We start from the raw sequence: 19,192 nt of genomic DNA, 5'->3' as shown, positions 1-19,192 counted from the left end.
TCAGCCAATTGCTTTCAATGATGCACAGAAGCTTCATCATCATGATCTGCGCGGACCCTTGCTATGGCAGTCTCTGCTCAGGCCTGCAAGTCAGCGATGAGGACCGTCTTGTTCACGCGGAATCCGGCGGGCCGCGCGCCGGGCGTCCCGCTTCGCCTGGCGTGCCTCTTCAACCGCCCGGTCGGACAGACACCGTGGGCACACGAGGTCCAGGACACGGCGGCGCAGGGCCCGGCGCAGTCGGGGCCCGGGAGGCATCGACCAACCGCGGCAGTAACGGTGCACCGTACGCGCGCGGGTGCCCAAGAGCGCGGCAACCGCGGAGGCGTTGCGGGTGTAGGCGGCCAGGAGGAATGCCAGGCGGGGCCCGGCGAGCTAGTGTTCATGGCTTCAGGAGCCTGCCCCGGGCCGTCTGTGGACAGCGGCCGGCCTGAAGGCCTACGGCAGTTCTCGGCAGTCCACTCCGCCCAAGCCCCCCTCCCGCCCGCCGTCGTTCGGGCAGCGCGTCGAGCCTGTCCGCCGTACCGCTTCAGCCGGCGCCCCGGTTGCGGAGAACGCCGCGTACGCCACGCTCTCCCTGGTTTCCGCAACGGGCCGGTTCTGCAACGGGCGACGAGGGGAAGCGGCCTCCAAGGGGACGTCAGTCTACGGACCATGCTCCAGAACTGTGGCTGGCCTGTGTAAACACGCATCCTTCAGAGGGCTCGCGCAAGAAAGGTCGCATCCGGCAGCGGCCATCAACGACGACAGCTCGTCACCATCGGCCGGGAAGCGATCACCTTTGCTGAGGTCCTTCCGCGCCCGCGCTTCGGTTCACTCGCACCGACGGCTCCCGTTCTGCCGCAGGGCGGTCAGCGTGCCGGCGGGTTTCCGTCGGGGTGCTCGTGGATCCAGGAGAGGCCGCCGAGGTCGAGGCGCCGGCGGGTGCGGGTGACGGCGACATAGGCGAGACGGGCTTCGCTGTCGCTGATCGGTCCGGGGACGGGGCGGCCGGTGTCGTCGTGCTTGTCGGTGTCCTTCGGCGGGGTGAAGTCGTCGGCGATCTTCACGCAGGGCCATTCACGGCCTTTGGCCTTGTGGGCCGTTGACACGGTCACCTCGGCCTGTTGCTCCGGAGTGAGGTGAGCGAGGGCGGCCAGGATGGCGTCGGTGCCGTGGGTGTCGACGAGGTCGACCAGCGGCTGCAGGTCACGTCCGGCCGGGTCGTGGGCTGCGTAGTCCTGCAGTTCGCCCCAGGAGGGGAACAGCACCAGCTCGGGGTGGGAGGTGCGGCGGCCCTCCTTGAGGTCACGGGCGGCCAGGGCCAGGGCGCGCAGGCTGTCCCCTCCCCCGGCCAGTCCCACGCGGTATCCGGCGGCCAGCAGGTCCATGACGTGGGCCATTGCGCCGACGTTGGTGCGGCACAGCACGGCGTCGGGCCGGACGAGGTGCCCGAGTTCGGTAGGCACGGCGGGGGTGCCGGTCAGGCGGATCGGTGCCTCCGCGATGGAAAGCCAGCGGTTGGCCTCCTGGGCCAGGTGGGGGCCGAAGCGGAAGGACTGCGACAGGACGAGCTGAGTGCCCTCGAAGCCTGTCATGACGTCTTTGGCGCCGCGCCACTGGTAGATGGCCTGGGCGGAGTCGCCGACCATCACCAGCTGAGCGTGGCCGCGCTGATCGAGAAAGATCTGTTCGACGACGGGGTTGGTGTCCTGGGCCTCGTCCAGCAGCAGGAAGTCGGCGTCGATCTTCGGCTGACTGAGAGCCCAGATCTTCAGGTAGTGGTCGTGGTCGAAGCGCACGGCCCCGTCGTCGGGGTGCTGCAGGTCGGCCCAGGCTTTGCGGGCGAACGGCACGATGTGGGCGGCGAGTTGGGTGTGCAGGTCCTTGTCTTCCAGACCGCGCAGGCGGGGGACGTGATGGCGGGTGATCGTCTCGTCGGCGGTGTGGCAGAAGCCGGCCACGGTGCGCAGCGTGGCGTTGGAGAGGGTCTTTTGTGAGATGTCGCGGTCGCCGATGCGGATCGGCTTGGTGATGCCGAGGGCCTGTCCGGTCTGCCAGGCCGGGCGGCGGGGGGCGTTCAGGCGGCGGGTGTAGCGGTGGCCGACGGCGGCGTAGGCCAGGGCGTGGGCGGTCTTGCACTGCACGGTGTCGGGGAAGCGGGTGCGTGCGTCCTGGGCGATGGCCCGGTTGTAGGCGAGGTAGCGGCCGCGGCGTTTGGTGGTGCGGGCGAGCAGGGTCAGGGTGGTGGTCTTGCCGGTACCCGCGCCGGCCTGCAGGGCAAGGTGGTGGCCGGCGTGGAAGGTGTCGGCCGCGGCCGTCTGTTCGTCGGTCGGGTTCATGCGGGGGCTGCTCCGGGGGTGCGGGTCAGGGCGTGGCCGACGGCTGCCAGGAGGTGTGCGGCCGTGGTGCCGGCGAGCAGGTGCTGCACGGCCCGGTCGAGCCGGTCGGCCTCGTCGCTGGCGTGCTGGGCCAGTGCGCGGTGCAGGGCCAGCTTCACGAAGAGTTCCGGGCTCCGCCCCGTTTCATGGGCGGCGTGGCGGATCGTGGCGTGGACGGTGGGCGGGAAGGCGAGGTTGAGCAGGACCTGCCCTGCGGCGTCCGGGTAGTGGGTGGTGATCACGTCCACGGGGAGCCGAGTGGCGAGGTGCTGGCGCAGCCGGTGTGCGGCGCGGCCGGGGGTTTTGGCGCGTACGAGGGTCATGAGGCGGGTGGTGTCGTGGTTGGTCGCGAGCGGCAGCACGCGGGCGGCGTCACGGAGCTCCGCCGGGACCAGCGGGCGCGTCAGGAGGATTTCCAGGGCGTGGTGCGGCATTGTCACCTCTCTTTGCTGCCGGGTGCCGGTGGGTATGGCAGACCGGTACGCAGGTGCTGGGCGTGCAGGAGGGGATCGAAGACCTGCCATCCGGTCAGGGCCAGGTCGGCGGCGCCGTGGGTGGTGGCGTGCGCGGGGCAGCGCTGGATACGCCAGCGCCGTTGTTCGGCATGGGGCAGCTGGCTGAGGTCGTAGACGGCCGTCACCTGTTCGGACAGGGCGAGTTGGCCGCGTTGGGTGCCGACAGGCAGCAGTCTCCAGGATCCGGGCGGGGCGTCCGGGGCCAGGACGGGACGGGGGCAGCGGGTTCGGTGGCTCGTCTGGGCTACGCAGCGGATGGCCTCCACGGGGCCGTCGGCGAGGTAGTAGCCCAGCAGCATCCGTACGAGAGGGCGGTCGGGGCCGTCAGGCGCTGCGCTGGTGGGGGCAGCCGTGGGGATGAAGACACCGGTGTCGATCAGGCGACGGGTTCGTACGGCGAGTTGGCGGCGCACCGACGTGAGGGACGGGTTGATCCGGCAGAGGGGAGTGCGCTGCGGGCAGAGCACGGCGTGCGGAATGCGGCACCAGGCGCTGCCGTCGCCGTGCGGGTGAGCGATGCCGGAGCTCAGGTGCCAGTGGCAGGAGGCAGGGGCGTGGGCGGTGGCCAGTTCGGCGGGATGCAGGGCGATGGGACGCCCGTCGGCACGCGGGTAGAGGTCGATGCGGTTGCCGCAGTGGCGGCAGCGGCCGCTCTGGCCGGCGCGCAGCAGGCGGCTGGGACTGGTGGCGGCCACCCGCAGGGGACGGCGCGCCGGGGCGGTGCGAGGGCTGCCGTCCCAGTGGCAGCCGGGGATGGAGTGGGGGCGCATGGCGAGGACCGTGCCAGGTGACACGCCCGGAGGGCGGGGATGGCGGACGGGCAGTCCCCCGGGCGGCCCAGCCCTGTCGAACGGCAATGCGAGTCGGCGGGTGTGCGTTCTATGCATGCTCGCCGGTTCGGGTGATTTGCGCGGCGCGCCAGGCCTGACGCGGCCGGAGTCAGGCGCCCTTGGATCCGGGCGGGGTGTGGTCGTCGCAGAGCGAGCCGAGCAGCTGCTCGATGGGGACATCGAAGGCGTGCGCGAGGGCATGCCAGGTGGTGACGGTGCCTGCGGCCCGGCCGTGTTCGAGGTCGATCAGCGTACGCCGGGCCAGGCCGCTGCGGCCGGCGAGTTCGTCGAAGGTCCACTCGCGCGCGTTCCTCAGCCGCGCCAGCGTCACACGCAGGGCGTCGCGGTCCGGGTCGGGCGGCAAGATCGTCACCCCACCATCCGACGGTGCAGACACCTGCCCTGTCAGTGCGGATTTCTGCACTATCAGCGCAGGTGAGCGCGCCCTGCACTCGCACTGCGCGAGTGCAGGTATCTGCACTACGGTGCGGGCGGCTCCCACGTACGTACCGGGAGGCCACCGCGCGAGGCCGACGCGGACCAGAACGGAGGGACAACGAGCCGATGCGGCTTGCCAGTACACACGCTGCGGTGCAGCGCATCTGGACGGTGCACCTGCGCCCGCAGACGGGCGGGCCGGCCCTGACCTGTCCCCGCTGCGCACACAGCCCCGTCCTGCCGGCCGCCTCCGCCCGCTCGGCCGCCCTCACCCATCTGGCCCGCCACGCCCGCGCCGACACGCTGCCCGGGTACCTGCGCATCTGCCAGTGCCGGGCACTGGGCTGCCACTGGCACCCCCGCCACCGCGGCTGCGCGGGACCCGTCCTGCTCGCCCTGACCTGCGACCGCGGCGGCCGTGCGTGGCGGCTGGCTGATGCCTGCGCCGCCTGCGCGGCGGCGATGAGCCGCACCGCCGTCGTGCCGCCCACCCTGCTCGGCACCGGCCGCGCCCAGCCGGCCGCCGGCATGGCGCGCCCTGCGCGCACCACGCCTCCGTTCGACCCGGCAGAGCAGCAGCGCGTACGCGAAATGCTCACCTACCTCGCCACAGCGCTGCCCCGCTTCTCCTCCCCCGCAGCCCGGCTACTCGCCCTGCAGTGCGCGTTGCGCGCCGACCATCACGGGCAGATCCGCCTGCCCCACGGGTTCCTGCGCGGCATGCGGCTGCACGGCCGCGCGGAGCTGTGGCTCGAACTGGAGCACGCCGGCTGGCTGCACCGCCTCAGCCGCAGATGCTCGCCCGTCCAGGCACAGCTGCTCGACGCCGCCGTCCTGCACCAGGCCCCCGGACGCACCGCGCGCATCCGCGCCGCCCAATGGGCGCTGCGCCCCGCCCCGCTGGCCGCCTCGCCCGGCCTGCCCTGCGCCCTGCGGCTGACCGCACTCGCCCTGGCCGCCCACAGCACCGCCGGGGCGGGCGGGGGCGAGCTCGATGCCCTCACCCGCCAGTGCGGACAGCCGCCCCAGCAGCTGGAAGACCTCCTCGACCAACTGGTCCGCGCCCGCCTCGTCACGGCCTGGCACCATCATCACGACAGCGGCGAGGTCCGGTGGGAGCTGCCCGCGCACTCGCCGCCCAGCGAAGACGCCGCCAGAGAGGCTGGCGCGTAAAGGCAGCACTGTGGCCCGTTTGCCGGGCCCCGGTCATCCTGCCGCTGCGCGTACCGGAGGGGCACCACACCGCTTGCTTCGCTGCTGTCTCAGCGGTGTGCCCGGCGCAGGTACATCGGAAGGACGGTGCGCATGATCTGTTCGCCGCGGGTGGTGATGGCCTCGAGGTCGCTGCGGGTCATGGCTGCGAAGTTGGTCGGGTAGGAGGCGACCGCGCTGCGCGGGACGAGGTCGGCGGGCGGTGTGGGCAGCCGGTTGTCCTTCATGCCGAGGTAGGCGAGGGCGAAGCCGTCGATGCGTCCGCTCGCGGCCCACTCGTGCAGGCGGGAGCGGGCGGAGTCCTGGGCTTTGCGGTGGACGGTGGCGAAGGAGCGGTTGAGTCGTCCGGGCATGAAGTGCGGTGCTTTCAGGGCGAGTTCGCCCAGGCCGGCGTCGCAGGAGATGATAAAGGGCACGTCATAGACATGCTGGGTGTGGTGCGGTGAGCGTCCGGGCTCGAGGACGGACAGGCCGAGGTTGTCGTAGACGCCGCCGTCGGTGAGCAGCACGGTGTGCTGCTGGTTGTGTCCGCCCGGGTGCTGGAAGGTGAAGGTGCGTTCCAGGGCGGGCAGGAGCGCGGGGTAGGCGGCGGAGGCGGCCACGGCGGTGGCGACGTGGATGGGCTCGGTGATGGTGCCGTAGCGGGAGCAGCCGCTGCGGGTGCTGCCGAAGCGCACGGCGTTGGTGGTGGCCAGATCGGTGGCGGTGAGGACGACGTCGAGGCCCGGGTGGGTGACATCGGCCATGGTCTGGGGGCCGAACGCCTTGTGGGTGAGGACGGCGGCCAGGGCGTCGGTGCGGTTGGCGGGGCGGGCGACGCTGACGTCGCTGTGGCGGGAGAACAGTTGGCGGGTGCTTGCGCGGGCGGCTGCGGTGAGGTTGCGCGCGGCCGCGGAGGGCTTGAACGCCTGGCGTGCGATGTCCAGTTGGAGGCCGCGGCGCAGGAGGTCGGTGGTGCGGATGTCGAAGTCGGCGAAGTCGGACGGTCCGTAGGCCCACAGGGCGGCGAGGAGGGAGCCACCGGAGATGCCGGAGACGACGCGGATGCGGTCGAGGAGATCGCGGTCGTGAAGGGCGCGCAGGCAGCCGAGGTGGAAGGCTGCGGCGCGGGAGCCGCCGCCGGACAGGGCGAGGCCGAGGGTGCGGGTCATGAGCGGGAGCCCTTGCGTGGGACGGGGACGGAACGGTGGGGGCGGATGGCGTAGCCGCCGGGCCACCACGTCACGGGGCCGAGGTGGGCGGGTACTTCCGGCGCGGGGGGCTCGGTCGCGGCGGGGGCGGTGCGGGCGGCGAGGTGAGCGTAGAAGTCGGGGCCGTCGCCAGTGGCGAGCCATTTGCGCCAGAGGGGTCCGGGTCCTCCGGCGATGAGGACGAGGGCGCGGGCGGGGGCGTCGTCCAGCGGCAGGGTGAGGCTGGTCATAGCGGCTCGGTCGGTGGCGCTGGGCTGCGCGGCCGTGTGCGGGTGGGTGTGCCACATGCCCAGGAAGCGGCTGAGGTTGCCGGTCGCCTCCCGGCGGGCAGCGAGGTGATTGCTGACGCCGTCCAGACCGTGCCGGAAGTAGGCCTCCGTCAGCAGGGAGTCGGGGGGCGGGCCGGTGGCCTCGTCAACGAAGATCACGCCGGTGGCGTCGTCGACGACGCCGAGCAGGGTGCCGCCGGTTTCCACGCGCGGGCCGCGGACGCGGGCGCCGCGGCGGGCCTCCGCGCGCATCTCGGCCAGCGCGGCGGGGGTGATGCGTACGTCGTAGCCGGTGGCCTCGTCCGTGACGAGGGTGTCGTCGGGCCAGGTCAGCCAGCGCGGCCCGGCGGGCTGGGCCACGGTGGGGCCGACGGGCATGCGCACGATGAGCGTAGCCATGGTGCGCCGGTCTGCGGGGGCGGCCAGGGCGTGAAGGATGCCGGCCACCAGTTGTCCGGCCAGCGCGGTGACGTCGGCAGCCGATCCGGTGAAGGTGGTGTCCGAGCAGCCGGGTTCGGGCTGGAAGAGCTCGGTCGGGGGCTGGGTGGGGAAGAAGTCCTCGATCAGGTCGTCGAAGACGTGCGTGGCGTCGGTATGCGCCGCCAGCGCGGTGCGGCGCAGCACGTCGGCGCCGCCGCCGGTGGCGCCGCGGGGTGAGAGGGCGGCGAGGCCGCGGGTGGCGTGGTGGCCGATCATCAGCGTGGCCAGGTGGGGCCAGGGGGCGGCATCGGTGCGGCGGGCGCGTTCGAGTCGGGCACGGACGATGCGGTTGGCGGTGCAGTCCCAGATCAGGTCGAAGGTGTGCAGGTCGAGTCCGGACAGCCGGGTGGTGATGTCGCCGACGAGTGCTTCGACACGGGTGGTGTGGGGGTCGATCCGGTTGAGACGGTCGACCAGGACGCTCGCCTTGAAGTGGCCGATGTCGGCGTCCGTGTAGGGCTGGCGAGCCAGGATGCCCGGGTGGACGAGCGCCTGGTCGGCGACGGTGAGGTGCGCGGCACCGGCGCGTGCGCACATTTCGGCGACGGGGGCGCCCAGGGCGCCCGCGCCCAGGACGAGAATGCGTTTGCCCCGCAGCCAGGCCGCGGGGGTGGCGTGGTCGCGGCGGACCGTGACCTCGGGGCGGGCCTCGTAGATGCGCATCCACCGGGTGGGCAGACGGTCGAGCCACTCGGTGCCGAACTGGATGACCTCGTCGCCGAGTTCGGCCAGCTGCGGGCGGCCGCTGAAGGCAGTGTCGGCGGCCAGGCGCCCGACCCTGTCGGCGAAGTCGGGCAGGTGCCAGGCCACCAAGTGGGTCTGGCGCGGCCCGTCACCGGCGATGCCCCGCGAGGGGGTGCCCAGCAACAGGTGCACCGGCGCGGCCGGGGTGTCCTCCTCGTCGGCCGGCGCGTCGCCGCCGGGGTGGAGCAGGGTGCGGTTATGGTCCGCGACGATTCCCGTCAGCCCCAGCAGCAGGCGTGGCGTGAGGTGGTCGCGGGCCAGGGCATCGACCAGTTCCCGCGCGGTGAGCGGGTATTCGAACGTCAGGTGCTTCGTGGTGACGACGGCGGGGGCGAGAAACGCGTGGGCGTCGGCCGGGAGCGCGGCGCTCTCCCGCAGCTGCTCCGGGCTTGCGGGCCAGGGGTCCTCGATGGCGAGCCAGCCCACCACGTCGCATCGCGTCTCGTTGACCTGGTGCAGTACGGCGGCGCCTAGCCACGACCGGTCCGGCAGGGCGACGGGCGCGTCGCGGCGGATCACGAGGAGCCCCGCCGTGTGGTCGGTCAGGGCGTTCGGGGGGTGCAGGGGGTCACCGGGCCGGTCCAGTTCTCCCGCGGCGGCCGCCTCGAACCAGTCCAGGAGGCGGTTGACGAACCCGTACATGCCGTCGGCCGGATCCCACTCGGTCGCCGTCGAGCGGTACAGGCACAGGTGGCGGCCCCAGTTGACGTGCGGGGCGCCGGCGAACCGGGTGTGCCGGGTCCGCACGCTGGGAGCCCTGAAGGGAAAATCTGGGGGGATCAGCAGGGTGACCGCTTCCACGCTGCGCAGCCGCAGGCCGCCCTCCGTTCGCGGCAAGTTGGCGCAGCCCACGCTGATACGGGCCTCGACGTACCCGGGCCGGTTGGCGGTGGCGGCCACGTGCGTGGCCGCCACCGCTCCGTGAGAGGCCTGGACGATCCGGTGGAGCTGGTCGAGGGCGAGCTGCTGGCCTTCAGTGAGTTCCAGGGTGGCGCTGTCCTTCACGCGGCACCGAATCCGATCTGTACCGCCGGCTCGGCCTTGTCACCCCTGGCCTGCTGCACACCGGCGCGGGCGGCGTCCGTGCCGCGCTGGTGCGGCAGGCCGGCTGCGGCAGTGAAGGCGGCGGCCGGGAAGCGCGTGGTGCCCAGCGTGGCCAGCAGCCGGCGTCCCCCGCCTGCGGCCTTCAGCACCTGGCCCTTGTTCTCCAGGTCGGTGACGTCGACGAGTTCGAGGCCCAGACCGGGCTCCAGGGCGAAGACCACCGGGCGGGGCTCCTCCTTGGAGGGGTACTCCCCCGTGCACAGCACCGGGTAGTCGGTGATCGACTCATAGGCGGTGCGGGCCAGCAGGTGCGGCGGGTCGTTGCCCTTGTCGTCCTTGTCGCGGAAGGGCCGCGAGCTGGAGATCACCCGGGCGTCCGCGTTGGCATGCGCCTCGAGCTGGTCGAGGATGTCCTGCTTGAGCTCCTCTTCGCCGTCCTCGCCCTTGGCGTACATGGCCTTTTTGGAGCAGTGGTGCGGGGAGAGCAGCACGTCCCACTCGATGCGGTCGGTGCGGTCGTGGGACTCGCTGTAGCCGAAGATCTTCTTGATGGTGGGGTAGGCGAGGTCGCCCAGGAACAGCAGCCGGCCCGTCGTGCCGTCGTCCGTGTGCAGCTGCACCTGCAGGGCCAGGGAGGTGTCGTTGCGGTCGCCGGCGCAGTCGTCTTTGAAGGGGGCGTGGACGAAGGCCTCGAACTTGTCCGAGACTTCCACGCCGTCGACGGTCGTGATGGGCTTCCCGGGGAAGGTGAAGTACTCGTCCGGCAGCTGCGCGTAGGAGTGGCCCTCGCGGTCCTCGTCGTAGCCGATGATCCGCACCCGGTCCCCGCTCGCGGGCTCTTTGCCGTCCTTGATGGCCTGGAGGGTGGCGTCTACACGCCGTTCGACCTCCTCTTGGAAGCGGCGGGCGTCCTCGCACATGGGCTTGTCCTCGGACAGCTCGCGCCACAGCCGGGGCGTCGCCCAGATCTCCCCGATCAGGATGGAGCTCTCCAGCAGGTCGCCGAAGCCGCAGCAGTGATCCTTGTCGGCGTGGGTCAGCGCGAAGACCGCAAGGTAGGGCGTCTTGCCGTCGGGCTGCGGAAGGGTCTCCTCCAGGCGGTCGATGACGGCGGCGACCACCGCGTCGTCCTCGTCGGCCGCCTTCATGTCCCGCAGGTCCACCTGCACCACCAGGTCGCCGCCCAGCACGATCGTGGTGGAGTCACCCGTGCCCACCGGCCAGAACACCACCCCCTGCTCGGGAAGTTCCGTCTCGACCATGTCCTGCCTCTTCACTTGATATTGATCAACTAGCGGGAAAAGCACACAAGTTCACTTGAAAGTCAGATGTACCACGCGCCACTGACAACGCCGCCGCGATCGGACGGCAGGGTGTTCGGTCTCTGCCCCCGGAGCTCCGTGATCGCCGCCTCGAAGTCCTCGAGCATGTCGAACGCCCGACAGACGGACGCGAACCGCAAGGGCGAGGAGACCGTGCCCCTGCCGCGGGCCGGGCATGGTCAGTCCCACGTCGTGGGTGGCCGGCCCGATCCTTCCGGCGGCCCGCACCGCTTCCGCGATCCGCCGCCCGGGTAAGCAGGAAGGGCGGCGGCCGCCTTTCTGCTCACCCGGGGGCAGGACTGCTCAGCGGCGGGGAAGAGCCAGCAGGTTGTTGGTCCACACGCCATCGGCGCGGGTCTGCAGGTACTTCTCGCCGCGCGGCGGGGTCACCACGGCGACCTCCGCCCGGTGCCCGCCGGCGTCGCTTGTGTAGGCCTGGCCCTTTTCGTCTTCGATCCAGGTGACGATCTCCGCCCGGGTGTTGTCGCCGGTCTTGGCGGTCGCCGGGTTGGTCCACCACAAGCGAGTGATGTGCTGGTGCGTGGTGCCGCCGGACAGGCGTACCGCGGTGATCTGGATGGCCATGATTCTTCTTCTGCCGGCCTTGCCCGACGGGGTCCCGGAGCCGGTGCCGGGTCCCGTCACCCCGGTGTGGGGTGATTCGCCCGGGACGGACGACGTAACTCGCGGGTAGAGAAACGAGGGTGTCCTGAAGGCACTGGCGGGGCGTCAGGAGCAGTCGAGGCAGCGGTCGGCGCCGTCGGTGAACATCGCGGGCGGATGCCGAATGAAGCATCCCTGGCACAGGCGTTCGGTCACGCGCGCCGGGCAGGCGCAGCGGTCGCATTCGGGACAGCGGGGGACGCCGCAGACGGAACAGGCGGGTTCGAAGGAGCGGAACTCCTCGTCGCAGTGTTCGCAGATGTACTCGCGCGCCTGGGGGCCGGTGTCCTTCGTGGGCGGCGTAAAGGCGCGCCAGGGCGCCGAGTCGGTGACGAGGACGGCGACCAGGTAGCCGTCCATCGGCGCGGTCTGCGCGTGCAGTTCTCGCCCCAGGATGCCGTCGCGGTAGCGGATTTGGGTGCGTCCCTGCGCGCGGCCCTGGCCGGCCCGGGCCTGGGCGATGGTGGGGATGTCGCCCTGGAAGCTGCCGCGCTGCAGCGGCCGGAGGCCGTGGGAGGCGGCGAAGACGACCTGTCCGCCGGTGTCGAGGATGAGGATGTGTCCGGGGGCGGGCAGGTGCTGGATGGCACGGACACACACGGCCATGCGGGAGGCGCCGCTGGCACGCCACAATTCCACGATGTCGGGGGCGGTGGGTCCGTCGGAGGCCAGGTGATGCTCCACGAGCGGTGCCGGCAGCAGGATCTCGGCGGCGAACGCATCGCAGGCCGCGTCTTCCAGCAGCACGCCGCGATCGGGCTGGCGTGCGAAGGCATCCATCAGGGCGAAGCTGTTCTGCTGGAGGTGATGGCCCAGTTCGTGCAGGGCGGTGAAGTCCTGCCGGGCAGGGCTGGTGGAGTCGGCGACGACGATCTGCGGGGGCGGGCCGGGTGCGTAGGCGCCGGCGACGCTGCAGCGCGGGCCGGTCTGGGCCTCTGCAACGCGCCGGACGGTCAGCTCCGGCCATGTCTGCATCTCGGCGAGGGCGTCCTGGGCCAGGCGCTGGGTCGCACCGGGTCTGTGTGCGTCCAGTTCCGCCATCATGGCGGTCGCCTGGGCGCGGGCGGCGGCCGCGAGCACGTAGTTGACCATGGCAGCCCCTACTGGCCCAGATGTAGTTCGAAGTAGGTGTCCGCGCGTGCCGCCCAGTCCGTGATGGTGCGGTCGTCCTGGCGGGCCGCCAGGGTGAGGATGCCGTAGGCGGCACGGAGCCGGGCCTGTTGTTCGTTTTCGAGGTGCCGGGCGGCGAGGGCTCGTAGGTGCTGGCGGCGCATCGGCCGGTTCAGCTCGTGCACCACGGCGGGCGGCGGCGCGGGATTGGCGGCGAGGACCTCCTGCGCGCCCAGGCCGAGGAGTACGGCGAGTTTCTCGGCCTGGTCGGCTGTGAGGGGGTGGTGGCCGCGCCACAGCGGCAGGGCCTGGGCGGGCGGGAGCTGCAGCTGTGATCCCAGTTGCTGGGGGGTGACACCGCGCTGTTGCAGCAGCTGCGGCAGCGCGCCGGATCCTTCCGGTACCCATCGTGCGGCGCTCAGCCTCGCCAGGTTGTCGGCCAGGACACCCCGGTACTCGGCGGCCGCCGCGGCGGGTGACGGCGCGGTGCTGCCCCAGCGTGCCCCTGGCGGCGGGTCGTGCGCGAGATCGAGGTGCAGAAAGGCGGGCAGCGGCACCGTCAGCTGGCTGACCTGACGGTCCAACACATACCAGGGCAGAGGTTGTTTCAGTCCCCACCACAGGGCGAGCGGCTGCTCCAGCGTGGATGCCTCGGCAGGCAGCAGCAGCGTGTGGGCGTCGGCGTAGCGTTCCAAGGAGGCCGGAATGGCGTGCACCGTGTCGTCGTCGACCGTAGTGATCACCAGCAGCTGGATGGTCTGCTCCCACACGGCCCGCCAGATCTGGCCGGGTTCGGGATCCCGCGGCGGCGCGGTGGCGACCTCCCGGACGGCGTCGGGCACCTTCAGCCCCGCTGCGGCGGCCACCAGCCGTTGGTAGGCGCTGCTGCCCTGGGCGGGTTTCATCCTGTCTCCCCCTCTCCTCGGCTGTGATCCATCAGCGCATTCTCTTCTCACTGGATACGGACGACGTCACAGGGGCGGCTCAGGGGGCGGATCCGCGCAGCGCCGCAGCAGCGCTCCCATGACCGCTTCCCGGTCGCTGTCCTCGGACAGGGCAAGCAGGAGTTTTGCCTTCAGACCTGCCAGAACGGCCCCGGCATGCGCCTGTCCGATCTCCAGCAACTGCGCCGCGTGTTGGCCGTCTTCATCCAGGTAGGGCAGCAGCAGACGCTCGTTGTCGGTCAGCCGCTGCCAGATGTCGGCGGCGCCACCGCCAGCGCCCGCGGGGTCAGCCTCCGACGCCGCGCTCGCCTCAACCGCAGCGGCGAGCGTCCCGTCGTCGGCGTAGAGGGGGGTGAAGCGGGCCGGTGTCAGAAGCTCGAACCGGGACTCGAGGACCTTGGCCAGGTCCTCCTCCCGCACGGCGCCCCGGGCGTGCCGCAGGACCTGCGTCACGATGGCCATGAGGGCCCGGACCGTCTGTGCGGGGGTCGGGCCGGAATGGTTCCAGCGGGTGATCCCCACCCCGCGTACGCGCCAGGCCCCGGCAACGAGATCATCCAGATTCCCCTGCCACACCGCGCCTTCGGGATGTTCACTCAGCGCCCACCGCGGCGGAGGCCCGGGGATCCGGCGGAAGGACGCGTCGGTGCCCATCAGCCGGGCGATGCGGCGCCGCAGCTTGCCGCGCGGGGTCTTCTTCGCCTCATCGATGAGGAAGTTCTTGATCGACGTGAGGAACAGCCGCTCCAGTGAGGCGTCGTCGGCGGCCAGGGCGAAGCAGCTGGTCACGAAGTGCTGCCCGGCGCCCTCGCGGGTCAGCATGGCCGTGATCACGTCGTAGGCCGCGTCGTCATTCCACTCTGCGTACCCCTCGGGCGGCGGGAATCCGGACGACTGGCGGACCTGATGAACCAAACGTCGCAGCATTTCGAACGTCTCCGGCCCCAACTGGCCCGTGTGTGACAGTTCTTCGTACGCTCCACCCGCCACCAGCTCACCACCCCCGACCCGCCTGGAACGGACGGTCCCAGGCTTCCTGCCTGCATACACCTGCCGTCTCAGGCCCGCCAGGCAACATGCCCGAAGGCGGGAACCGCGAGCCTGTTCGTCACGCGGACCGTCCCCGCGGATCGCCGTGGTGCGGACACCGCTCGTCGGCCGGAGGCGCAGACGGTCTGGTGCGTCCTGGCCCGGCAGCTGCCGGATACCCGTCGCCCCGGACGCGGGGTGCCGGGGCCGGTTGGCGGCGCCAGGGTCCTTCCCCCACCGGTGATCGGATCCCGGCGGGCCGCGGTGGGTCTCCTCGCTCCCTCCCCTTCCTGGGACTGATCGATGCAGCGGATGTTCAGCGGGCCGAACCGGGCCGCGTGGCGGGCGAGTTCAACAGCCAAGGCGGCGCGCAGGACGCCGTGGTCCGCGCGGGAAGGGGGTGCCCGACTTCCTTGTCACCACCGTATTCACCCTTTCAGGCGTATCCGGCGGGCGGGGAAGTTCTCGCGGCGCGGCGCACAGCAGCATGGGGGTACCGGGCTGCGGTGTGGGCCGGCTGGGCGCACGGCCAGGGACCGAAGATGCAGGAGTTGACGGGCGGACAGGTCTGCGGGGCCGTGCGGCGGCACGGCAGGGGGTGGGCATGAGTGCGGTGGAGGTCGCCGGCGGACTGCTGGAAGGCGAGGCCGTGCCGAAGGCGGGCCAGGGTGTCGTGGCTTTGTACCGCGAGCCGTACGGGCCGGTGTACTCGTGCACCGCGGACGGGCTTCAGGGCGTGGCGCTGGAGGAATTCGGGCCGGTGAGCGAGCCGGTGCCCTATCGGGGCCGCAGGGGCATCATCACCTACTGGCCGGTGGCGACCCGGGAGGCGACCGTGGTGTGCGGCAGCCTGCGGCAGTGGCGGCTGGCGGTGGAACTGGACTTCGAGCCGGCCTGGGCGGCGTTCAGTGCCGGCCCGGTGGAACTGCGGTGGCGGGCAGGAGGCCGCCTTCGCCGCTGGCGCCCCGATTTCCTGGCGCGCACGGCCGATGGTGTACGTGAGGTGCTGGTGCTGAAGCCGTCCGGCCAGGAGAGCCTGCCCGCGGCGCGGCTTCAGGTACTTGAGGAGGTGGCCCGGCCGGCAGGGTGGCGGGTGCGGCAGGTCCGCGAGCCGTCGGGGGTGCGCGCGCGCAATCTCGGGTGGCTGGCGGGCTACCGCTTCCCCGAAGGCGACGAGGAGGGCCAAGGACAGGCGCTGCTGGAGGCGTTCAGGCAGCCGACGGGTCTGCGGGCGGGGGTGGCGGCGAGCGGACTGGACGAGCTGACCGGGCTGGACCTCGCCTACCGGATGCTCTGGCAACGGCGGCTGCTGTTCGATACCGCGTATCCGCTGCTGCCCGATGCCATGGCCTGGACGGCCTGAACGACCGGGAGGAGCGCATGGCGGGAACAGACGAGGGCCGGTCTGCGGGATCGCTATCCATCGGGGCGCTGGTGCGCTGGCACCAGCGCGAGTGGGAGGTGGCGGAGTGGCAGGGGCCGCTGGTCACGCTGGTGCCGCAGGACGGCGCGGAGGCGCCCCGGGCGGTGTCCTTCCGGTGGCTGGTGAGCGCGGAGGATTTCGCTGTTGTCAGCGGCGGTGCGGCACCGGCCGCGGGCGGGGCGGCACTTGAGGGGCGAGGGCGGCTGGAGGGGCAGGAGGAGGCCGAGCTGTGGCAGGCCCGCATGGTGGAGATCGATACCGGTCTGGCGCCGGGCCGAAGCGAGCATGCGCGGGGATTCGGGCCGGACACGACGCTGGCCCAGCGGTGCGCCGCGATGTCGGCGCGGCTGGCCGCCGACGGCATCCGCTGCTCCGCTCACACCCTCGCCGACAAGCGGCGCAAGTGGAAAGCGGCCGGGGAGAACCCGGTTGTGCTGCTGCCCGCAGGGCGGGAGAAACGGCCGGGTGGCTTCACCGATCCGCGGTGCCTGTCCGCCATGCAGGAGGTGGTGGCCCGGCGGGCCCACGCGTCGGATGTGACCATCGACGTGATCCGCGAGGAAGTCGAGGACCTGCTGCACTCGCGGTACGCCAAGGAACTCGGCTCGGCTGGCGTGGCGGCTCTGCTGCCCTCCCGTTCCACCTTCTACCTGCGGATGAAGGAGTCCGGCCTGGCCGATGCCCTGGGCCAGCCGACACGGTCCCGGGCCGCCCTGGCCTCCACCCCGCCGCTGCCCCATGGCGGGCGCGAGGTCGTGCTGCGGCCGGGACAGGTGACCCAGACCGACACCACGCCGCTGCGGATCCTGGCCCGCGGCGACGACGGCCGGCCCACCGCGACGGAGCTGACCTCGCTCATCGATGTGGCCAACCACACCGTGTGTGCGTTGATGATCACGCCAAGCCGCCCCCGGGACGCCGAGAGCGGGCAGGCGGGCCAGGCGACCCGGGCGATCGACCTGACCCTGATGCTGGCCCAGGCATTCGCGCCCTGGCCGGTGATGCCCGGCTGGGACCCGCTCAGTGCGGCCGCCGCCTCCAGTCTGCCGTTCGGGGCGCTGCGGGCCGCGGACGAGCGGTTCACCGAGGCCACCGCCGCCCGCCCGGTCATCCGCCCCGAGCTGATCATCTACGACCAGGGCAGCCCCTATGTGAGCGAGCACTTCACCGAGGTCTGCGACCGGCTGCGCATCGCCCGCCGCCCGGCGCGCAAGAAGACCCCGACCGACAAACCGCTCCCCGAACACTTCTTCGTCACCCTCGCGCACCGCTTCAGTCAGCACGTGACGCACGGCTGGCAGGGCCGCAGCCACAAGAAACGCGGCCGCGGCATCGACCGGATGCCGCTGTACACGATTGCCGAGCTCCAGCAGATGGCCCAGGAGTGGGTGGCGCTCGAGTACCAGCAGACCCCCGACGCGGGGCTGCGTGACCCGTTCCGTCCCCACGTCGTGCTGTCGCCCAACGAGATGTATGCGGTCCAGGTGGCCCGCAGCGGCTACCGGGCGGTGCCGCTCTCCCCTGCCGAGAACCGCTCCTTCCTGCTGCGGCAGTGGGTCCGCCCCGGCAAGGGCGGCTTCATGATCGATTATCGGATCTATCAGCCCATCGCGCAGGACGCCGGTCACTACCGCGAGATCCTTCTGCGCGGCGGCTCGAAACTGCCCGGCCGAGGCGACCAGTGGGAATGCCGCTTCAACCCGTACCACCCCGAGCGGGTGTGGCTGTACGACCACACCGCCGGCACCTGGGTGACCTGCGACTTCCGGCTGCGGCACCTGCTGCACGATCCGTGGACCGCAGACATGTGGCAGGAACACGCAGAGCGGCACCTGGCGGCCGGCGGCAGCAAGCAGGACGAGGAGGCGATCGCCCTGTCCCTGGCGCAGCGCGACCGGCGTCGTCGCAGTCGCAGGCCGCCGCCCAAGCGCACCGGGGCCGAACCGCCCTTCCAGGGGCTGGAGTTGGAGACGGAGCAGCCGTCCCAGGACCCGTACGCGGGTCTGGAGGAGTTCGACCTGTCGACCCTGCGGCCCTACCCGGCGCTGCCCATCTCCCCCATGGCACCCCCCTCAGCACCCGCCACGTCGTTGCTGCCCGCGGGCAGCAACGACGTGGGGCCGACTTCGGGCAGCGGGCTGGCTCCGCATCCGCTCGCAGCGCTCTTCCCCGACGACGGCGACGGCAGCGGGCCGCAGGCCCTCACGGCCGAAGCACCGGCATCTGTAGACGAGGTCGTCGACGCAGAGCTCCTCGACGACCCCAATCCGGACGATGACGAGGCCGAGAACGACGTATGGGATGTGTAGGCGACCTGGGGCAGGGGCCGTGAACGACGCAGCCGCATCCGGCCCCCGCGGGGGCCGGATGCGTCCTCCGGCCCGGGGCCGGTCCGCGGTGTCGAGGCAGGAACCGTGATGAGGGAGAAGCGTGATGAAGGCATCCGTCGAACTGCGTGACAAGCGTGAAGCCCGCCTGCGCCAGCAGCTGAGGGACACCCCGATGCGGCCTCTGCCGCTGTTCCAGCTCACCGGCTGGACCCACTTCGTCGACGAGGAGGTGAACCCGCCCGTCCTGGCGGCAGGCACCAGTCCCACCGAGGACAGGAAGACGGACGAACAGGCCATCGCCTACCACCGGCACCTGCGGATGGTGCCCACCGACGCGATGACGCACATGCAGAAGACGGTCGTCGAGGCGGTCCACCGCAACAGCGGGAGCCGTGAGGGCCTGATGGACCATGTCATCGACGGGCCCGCGGGCACTGGCAAGACCTGCCTGCTGCGGGCGATCGGACGCACCGCCCAGCAGGAGATCGAAGTCGCCACGAACGGCCGGCAGCCCAACACGATCCCGGTGGTGCACATCACCACCCCCGCGGACCCGGAGCCGAGGGTGAACTGGATCTGGGAGATCGGCTCCTACCTGGGTCTCAACCCCGAGCCGAAGAGCCTCACGGAAGTCCTGGAGATGCGCAGGCACCAGGATGTGACCCTGTCGGTCAACTACGTCCTGGAGACGGCGCAGACCCGTCTGCTGCTCGTCGACGACATCGACCGGTCCTCGCCACAGCAACTGGCCAACGTGCTGCCCTACTTCGACTACCTGCGCGACAAGCTGGGCATCTCGCTCATCTTCTGCGGCACCGGCGCCAGCCACCTCCTGCACCAGGCCCGCATCCTGGCCCAGGACCTGACCCGGGTCAGCGCGGAGAACCGGGTACGGCTCGAACAGGCGGGCCGCCCGGCGGATCCCGTCTCGCCCTCCCCCACCGCGCTGCTGCCCGTGACCTGGCTGCACCCCCTGCCCCTGGGCCCCAAGGCCGAGGAACAGGAGATGTTCCGGCGCGTACTGGCTAGCTTCGAGGCTGACTTGAGCCTGTACCGGCTCGAGGAAAACGCCCTCAGCAAGCACGCCGCCCAACTGCACCAGCTCACCGGCGGCTACTTCAAAGCCCTCACCTACGTCATCTCCACCGCCGCCGTCATCGCGATCCACAGCGGCAGCGAGAACATCACCGAGAAAGAGCTCAAAGCAGCGACAGCCCAGCTCGGCCCCTGGCAACCAGCCGCAGGCGAGCGGTGAAGCCGGCCGGCCTCCACCGCCGCCACCGTCATCG

The 19,192-nt window shown here is 71.6% G+C and carries 15 protein-coding genes and 1 pseudogene; 4 read left to right on the top strand and 12 right to left on the bottom strand.

Features of this window, described 5'->3' with window-relative positions:
• Positions 1-851: 851 nt before the first annotated feature.
• The 4 genes from M8J74_RS19215 to M8J74_RS19200 all read right to left on the bottom strand — a co-directional run bounded on the left by M8J74_RS19215 (position 852) and on the right by M8J74_RS19200 (position 4,078).
• Positions 852-2,321, bottom strand: coding sequence for a UvrD-helicase domain-containing protein (locus M8J74_RS19215; protein WP_249837604.1), 1,470 nt, complete (start codon positions 2,319-2,321; stop codon positions 852-854).
• The gene (locus M8J74_RS19210) at positions 2,318-2,800 is read right to left on the bottom strand and encodes a hypothetical protein (protein ID WP_249837603.1); all 483 of its coding nucleotides are present in this window, start codon (positions 2,798-2,800) and stop codon (positions 2,318-2,320) included. The genes M8J74_RS19215 and M8J74_RS19210 overlap by 4 nt, the downstream gene beginning before the upstream one ends.
• Positions 2,797-3,645, bottom strand: coding sequence for a DUF6083 domain-containing protein (locus tag M8J74_RS19205; protein ID WP_249837602.1), 849 nt, complete (start codon positions 3,643-3,645; stop codon positions 2,797-2,799). The genes M8J74_RS19210 and M8J74_RS19205 overlap by 4 nt, the downstream gene beginning before the upstream one ends.
• Before the next feature lie 169 nt (positions 3,646-3,814).
• Positions 3,815-4,078 (bottom strand): helix-turn-helix transcriptional regulator, encoded by a 264-nt coding sequence (locus M8J74_RS19200; protein WP_093600507.1) that lies wholly within the window; start codon positions 4,076-4,078, stop codon positions 3,815-3,817.
• 191 nt (positions 4,079-4,269) lie between these two features.
• Here M8J74_RS19200 and M8J74_RS19195 point away from each other — a divergent pair, with 191 nt between their 5' ends.
• Positions 4,270-5,316 carry a hypothetical protein gene (locus M8J74_RS19195; RefSeq protein WP_249837601.1) on the top strand — a complete coding sequence of 349 codons (1,047 nt, stop codon included), beginning with the start codon at positions 4,270-4,272 and terminating at the stop codon, positions 5,314-5,316.
• Positions 5,317-5,405: 89 nt separating this feature from the next.
• On the opposite strand, the gene M8J74_RS19190 is transcribed toward M8J74_RS19195, so the two are convergent.
• The 8 genes and pseudogenes from M8J74_RS19190 to M8J74_RS19155 all read right to left on the bottom strand — a co-directional run bounded on the left by M8J74_RS19190 (position 5,406) and on the right by M8J74_RS19155 (position 14,048).
• Positions 5,406-6,506 carry a patatin-like phospholipase family protein gene (locus tag M8J74_RS19190; protein ID WP_093600501.1) on the bottom strand — a complete coding sequence of 367 codons (1,101 nt, stop codon included), beginning with the start codon at positions 6,504-6,506 and terminating at the stop codon, positions 5,406-5,408.
• Entirely contained in the window at positions 6,503-9,043 is a 2,541-nt protein-coding gene (cap2-3, locus tag M8J74_RS19185; protein WP_249837600.1) for an anti-phage 6A-MBL system cap2_3 protein, read from the bottom strand. Before cap2-3 ends, M8J74_RS19190 begins: the two co-directional genes overlap by 4 nt.
• The gene (gene mblB, locus M8J74_RS19180; protein WP_249837599.1) at positions 9,040-10,344 is read right to left on the bottom strand and encodes an anti-phage 6A-MBL system MBL-fold protein; all 1,305 of its coding nucleotides are present in this window, start codon (positions 10,342-10,344) and stop codon (positions 9,040-9,042) included. Before mblB ends, cap2-3 begins: the two co-directional genes overlap by 4 nt.
• 62 nt (positions 10,345-10,406) lie before the next feature.
• Positions 10,407-10,653 (bottom strand): annotated as a pseudogene (locus M8J74_RS19175) (transcriptional regulator NrdR); the annotation flags it as partial.
• A 54-nt stretch (positions 10,654-10,707) separates the two neighbouring features.
• Positions 10,708-10,989 carry a DUF3892 domain-containing protein gene (locus M8J74_RS19170; protein WP_093600492.1) on the bottom strand — a complete coding sequence of 94 codons (282 nt, stop codon included), beginning with the start codon at positions 10,987-10,989 and terminating at the stop codon, positions 10,708-10,710.
• Positions 10,990-11,133: 144 nt separating this feature from the next.
• A complete protein-coding gene (locus tag M8J74_RS19165; protein ID WP_093600489.1) occupies positions 11,134-12,159 on the bottom strand; it encodes an ImmA/IrrE family metallo-endopeptidase in 1,026 nt (341 codons plus the stop codon).
• Positions 12,160-12,167: 8 nt separating this feature from the next.
• Positions 12,168-13,082 carry a hypothetical protein gene (locus M8J74_RS19160; RefSeq protein WP_093600486.1) on the bottom strand — a complete coding sequence of 305 codons (915 nt, stop codon included), beginning with the start codon at positions 13,080-13,082 and terminating at the stop codon, positions 12,168-12,170.
• Between the two features lie 66 nt (positions 13,083-13,148).
• Complete coding sequence (locus M8J74_RS19155; protein ID WP_249837598.1) at positions 13,149-14,048, bottom strand: hypothetical protein; 900 nt, start codon at positions 14,046-14,048, stop codon at positions 13,149-13,151.
• 706 nt (positions 14,049-14,754) lie between these two features.
• Here M8J74_RS19155 and M8J74_RS19150 point away from each other — a divergent pair.
• The 3 genes from M8J74_RS19150 to M8J74_RS19140 all read left to right on the top strand — a co-directional run bounded on the left by M8J74_RS19150 (position 14,755) and on the right by M8J74_RS19140 (position 19,158).
• On the top strand, positions 14,755-15,513 hold the full coding sequence (locus M8J74_RS19150; protein ID WP_093600541.1) for a TnsA-like heteromeric transposase endonuclease subunit: 759 nt from the start codon (positions 14,755-14,757) through the stop codon (positions 15,511-15,513).
• A gap of 17 nt (positions 15,514-15,530) precedes the next feature.
• Positions 15,531-17,882, top strand: coding sequence for a transposase family protein (locus M8J74_RS19145; RefSeq protein ID WP_249837597.1), 2,352 nt, complete (start codon positions 15,531-15,533; stop codon positions 17,880-17,882).
• 124 nt (positions 17,883-18,006) lie between these two features.
• Complete coding sequence (locus M8J74_RS19140; RefSeq protein ID WP_176945246.1) at positions 18,007-19,158, top strand: ATP-binding protein; 1,152 nt, start codon at positions 18,007-18,009, stop codon at positions 19,156-19,158.
• Positions 19,159-19,192 lie beyond the last annotated feature (34 nt).

The sequence above is a fragment of the Streptomyces panaciradicis genome (genome assembly GCF_023516615.1).
GTDB classification, from domain to species: Bacteria; Actinomycetota; Actinomycetes; order Streptomycetales; family Streptomycetaceae; genus Streptomyces; species Streptomyces panaciradicis.
The sequence above is the reverse complement of the archived record's forward strand: the minus strand, read 5'-3'. Positions and strand labels throughout refer to the sequence as shown.